The 4,449-nt window shown below is 47.4% G+C and carries 5 protein-coding genes and 1 pseudogene; 2 read left to right on the forward strand and 4 right to left on the reverse strand.

From position 1 onward, the window contains the following. The coding region (locus BHE85_RS11065) for an integrase core domain-containing protein (protein WP_000321149.1) at window positions 1-331 on the forward strand (331 nt) is incomplete at its 5' end. 122 nt (window positions 332-453) lie between these two features. Here the strand turns inward: BHE85_RS11065 and bssR are convergent. Further along, the gene (bssR, locus tag BHE85_RS11070; RefSeq protein ID WP_000497137.1) at window positions 454-837 is read right to left on the reverse strand and encodes a biofilm formation regulator BssR; all 384 of its coding nucleotides are present in this window, start codon (window positions 835-837) and stop codon (window positions 454-456) included. 212 nt (window positions 838-1,049) lie between these two features. On the opposite strand from bssR, the gene rimO reads away from it, so the two are divergent. Beyond that, window positions 1,050-2,375 carry a 30S ribosomal protein S12 methylthiotransferase RimO gene (gene rimO, locus BHE85_RS11075; protein WP_000049367.1) on the forward strand — a complete coding sequence of 442 codons (1,326 nt, stop codon included), beginning with the start codon at window positions 1,050-1,052 and terminating at the stop codon, window positions 2,373-2,375. A gap of 46 nt (window positions 2,376-2,421) precedes the next feature. Here rimO and BHE85_RS11080 read toward each other — a convergent pair whose 3' ends face one another. The 3 genes and pseudogenes from BHE85_RS11080 to BHE85_RS11090 all read right to left on the reverse strand — a co-directional run. Continuing rightward, window positions 2,422-3,750 carry a GGDEF domain-containing protein gene (locus tag BHE85_RS11080; RefSeq protein WP_000086908.1) on the reverse strand — a complete coding sequence of 443 codons (1,329 nt, stop codon included), beginning with the start codon at window positions 3,748-3,750 and terminating at the stop codon, window positions 2,422-2,424. A 7-nt stretch (window positions 3,751-3,757) separates the two neighbouring features. Next, window positions 3,758-4,204 (reverse strand): annotated as a pseudogene (locus BHE85_RS11085) (EAL domain-containing protein); the annotation flags it as partial. A gap of 11 nt (window positions 4,205-4,215) precedes the next feature. Further along, a partial coding sequence (locus BHE85_RS11090) for an IS1 family transposase (protein WP_001393844.1) occupies window positions 4,216-4,449 on the reverse strand: 234 nt, incomplete at its 5' end.

The raw sequence follows: 4,449 nt of genomic DNA on the forward strand, positions 1-4,449 counted from the left end.
AGTGGAGTGGCTGACGGATAATGGTTCATGCTACCGGGCTAATGAAACACGCCAGTTCGCCCGGATGTTGGGACTTGAACCGAAGAACACGGCGGTGCGGAGTCCGGAGAGTAACGGAATAGCAGAGAGCTTCGTGAAAACGATAAAGCGTGACTACATCAGTATCATGCCCAAACCAGACGGGTTAACGGCAGCAAAGAACCTTGCAGAGGCGTTCGAGCATTATAACGAATGGCATCCGCATAGTGCGCTGGGTTATCGCTCGCCACGGGAATATCTGCGGCAGCGGGCTTGTAATGGGTTAAGTGATAACAGATGTCTGGAAATATAGGGGCAAATCCATAACGCCTCCGGATTGACTCTGGCTTAAAGCGTAGTCAGTGGAGGAGATAACAAATTCATTTTTACAAAAACTTAAACATGAAGGGGGAGACGCTTTCTCCCCCTTAGTTTTCAGGCCTTCTCAAGCATGGCGTGCTTCTGCAGGCTCTGGATACTCAGCGTTAAGCTCATCAGACAATTTTCAAGCTTATCGGCGTTGACGGTAATAACAGTCGGGCAATCATGGTGCCCACTCATCAAACATACTGCGGCTGTCGCTAATGCTTCTTCAGCATGATGAAGAGCACTCCACTCTTCCTGATCCAGATGAAGATTCAACCGCAGCGATTTATCGTGCAGTTCGCGATTCAGTTTAAAAAAGTTATCTCGTAGATGATTGCTTTCGCTGACGGACATGTATCCTTTTGCCTTCCTCAGTTGCACGTATGCAGCGAGGTCAACGCGTGCGTCGATCAACCGGTTCAGCAGATCGATTCGCTGTCTGTCAACGAACATACTTCGATCCTCCTCTTTCCAGCCTTGTTGCAATTAAATAGTATGGCTATTTTTTGAGCAAAATGCTGTCCAGGATCAATTCTTCACGCCGAATTAACAAAATTTACATTTCCTTCGCCTCCGCCAGCGAATGAGATTGCGATACAAATTTTATCCAGAACTCTGTAGAATCCCTGCCCTGACCTTTCCTGTAACTGAATATTTTTTAAGCTATGAGCAAAGTAACTCCCCAGCCGAAAATCGGCTTTGTTTCCCTTGGCTGTCCGAAAAACCTTGTCGATTCAGAGCGTATTCTCACCGAACTCCGCACTGAAGGTTATGACGTGGTACCGAGCTATGACGATGCGGACATGGTGATCGTCAACACCTGCGGCTTTATTGACAGCGCGGTACAAGAATCACTGGAAGCCATTGGTGAAGCGTTGAATGAAAACGGCAAGGTAATTGTGACCGGTTGTCTGGGGGCAAAAGAAGATCAGATCCGCGAAGTCCACCCGAAAGTGCTGGAAATCACCGGGCCTCATAGCTATGAGCAGGTTCTGGAGCACGTTCATCACTACGTGCCAAAACCGAAACACAACCCATTCCTGAGCCTGGTGCCAGAACAAGGTGTGAAACTGACGCCGCGTCATTATGCCTATCTGAAAATTTCGGAAGGCTGTAATCACCGCTGCACCTTCTGCATTATTCCGTCTATGCGCGGCGACCTGGTGAGCCGTCCGATTGGCGAAGTGTTAAGTGAAGCGAAACGTCTGGTAGATGCGGGCGTTAAAGAGATTCTGGTGATCTCGCAGGATACTTCCGCCTATGGCGTTGATGTTAAACATCGTACTGGCTTCCACAACGGCGAGCCGGTAAAAACCAGCATGGTCAGCCTGTGCGAACAGTTATCGAAACTGGGGATCTGGACACGTCTGCACTACGTTTACCCTTATCCGCATGTGGACGACGTCATCCCACTGATGGCAGAAGGCAAAATCCTGCCGTATCTGGACATTCCGTTGCAGCACGCCAGCCCGCGCATTCTCAAACTGATGAAGCGTCCGGGTTCTGTAGATCGCCAACTGGCGCGCATCAAACAGTGGCGCGAAATCTGCCCGGAACTGACCCTACGCTCAACCTTTATTGTCGGCTTCCCTGGCGAGACAGAAGAAGATTTCCAGATGCTACTCGACTTCCTGAAAGAAGCGCGTCTGGATCGCGTTGGCTGCTTTAAATACAGCCCGGTTGAAGGTGCAGACGCCAATGCCCTGCCTGACCAGGTTCCGGAAGAAGTTAAAGAAGAACGCTGGAACCGTTTCATGCAGCTGCAGCAGCAGATTTCCGCCGAGCGCCTGCAAGAGAAAGTGGGCCGTGAAATTCTGGTGATTATCGACGAAGTGGACGAAGAAGGCGCGATTGGTCGCAGCATGGCAGATGCACCGGAAATCGACGGCGCGGTTTATCTCAATGGTGAAACCAACGTTAAGCCGGGTGATATCCTGCGTGTGAAAGTCGAGCACGCCGATGAGTACGATTTGTGGGGTAGCCGGGTTTAATTAATTCAGGCCGGGCAAAATCATTTGTCCGGCCTGCGAATAATGATTACTGCCAGCTAATCTGAGCCCTGCCGTTTTTCTTACTCTTATACAGCCGCTCATCCGCCAGCATTTTCAAGCGTTCGACGGTGGTACATTCATTTGAATGCGCTACACCGATACTGGTACTTAAATTAATGCTTCCCACCTGGAAATGAACGATTTCTTTTAGAATCGATAGCAACTCTTCCAGCGTTCCACCCGTATAAATCACCGCAAATTCGTCACCGCCGAAGCGGTAGATTTTACCTTTATCTACCGGGATCTGTGATTTAAGGATTTTCACCACTTTCATCAACACTTCATCGCCCAGCAAATGACCGAAGGTGTCGTTAATGTTTTTGAATTTATCGACGTCAAACAGGCACAAATAACTGCCTTTTTCCGGCAGCGCTTTTAAATCTTCGTCAAAGGATTTTCTGCCCATTGCTTTGGTCAGGTCGTCCAGGAACGCCGAGTTATACATACTGTAGAGTTTTTTGACATCGGCAGCCGAAAAGAAAAGCCCGCCATCCAGTACGCGTTCAAAATGGTTATTAATGATGGCTTCTTTCTCCACAATACCACGATTAATCACTCTGCGTACCAGATAGAGGCAACTGGCACCCGATATCACAGCCACCAATGCGGCAAAGAAAATAATCAATGTACAGACCCGCAAATAAACATCTTTTTTATACGCAAATACGTACAATCCGGTCGGCAAATAGGCGAAGTGCTCCATCGCTTCCGAAACGGTGAAGATGGCGTTTTTAGCATTATATTCATCACCGGTCACCGGTTTACCGTTCTTAAATAGAGAGAACATCAGGTTCTCGCTGTCCATCGCCAGCGATTTTGACAGTAAAGAAAAACGCTCCAGACCAAGCAAAAATATCAGACTACGATTGTGAGTTACCGGATAGAGGTAATAGACGAAGGTTTTACCGTCAAAAGAGATAAACCCTGTATTTTTGACATGTCGATACTTCACAACCTGCATAATATCTGCACAATAATTTTTCTCGAACTCCTTTACCTGAATACATTCGTCACTGGAAATCAGATAAGGACCGACATCGTACAAATAAGAGGGGGAAACCGAGTCGGCGTAAGCTGTGCGCAAACCAACCAACAGCTGTTCCTCAGTGGGATTTAGCGTGTTGATAAGATCAATTGCCACGCTACGCCGATATTCAGCAATATTTGCCACCGCAAAAGCAGTATCAATAACGGACTGTTTCAGGCTATACACCCGTTCCTTTACCATTTGAGTGTAGATCCCGCAGGCAACTGCTGAAATCATGATAAAAATCAGCAGACTGACTGTAAGTACGAACTTATTGATTCTGGACATACGTAAACTACTCTTTTACTAATTTTCCACTTTTATCCCAGGCGGAGAATGGCATAGGTTTCTGGTACAGATACCCCTGAGCCTGAACACATCCTAATTTAATTAATTCGCGTGCAACGTCTTCGCTCTCTACGCCTTCCGCAATCACCGGGATCCGGTTATAGCGTGCCAGATCGAAAATAATGCGCACAATTTTTCCCGCAGTACCGAAAATATCGCCGGTAAATTGCGAGTCCACCTTTATGCTGTCTGGATTAATTTCATAAAAACGTTTCAGGTTTGACAAACCGGTGCCAAAGTCATCAATCGATATCCGTACCCCTTGTTTACGCAGTTGTTCAATATTGAGATAAAAATGTTCATTAATTCGCTCGATCACGGTTTCAGTGATCTCAACACAGAGGCTGTTCGCCTTCAGGCCATTTTCTTTCATGATGGTGGTAAAACGCTGGTAATGACTCCAACTTACTGATAGTGTTTTATGTTCAGATAATGCCCGATGACCTTGTCATGCAGCTCCACCGATTTTGAGAACGACAGTGACTTCCGTCCCAGCCTTGCCAGATGTTGTCTCAGATTCAGATTATGTCGCTCAATGCGCTGAGTGTAACGCTTGCTGATAACGTGCAGCTTTCCCTTCAGGCGTGATTCATACAGCGGCCAGCCATCCGTCATCCATACCACGACCTCAAAGGCCGA

It is taken from the genome of Shigella sp. FC1567 (genome assembly GCF_001743015.1).
Lineage (GTDB): Bacteria > Pseudomonadota > Gammaproteobacteria > Enterobacterales > Enterobacteriaceae > Escherichia > Escherichia coli.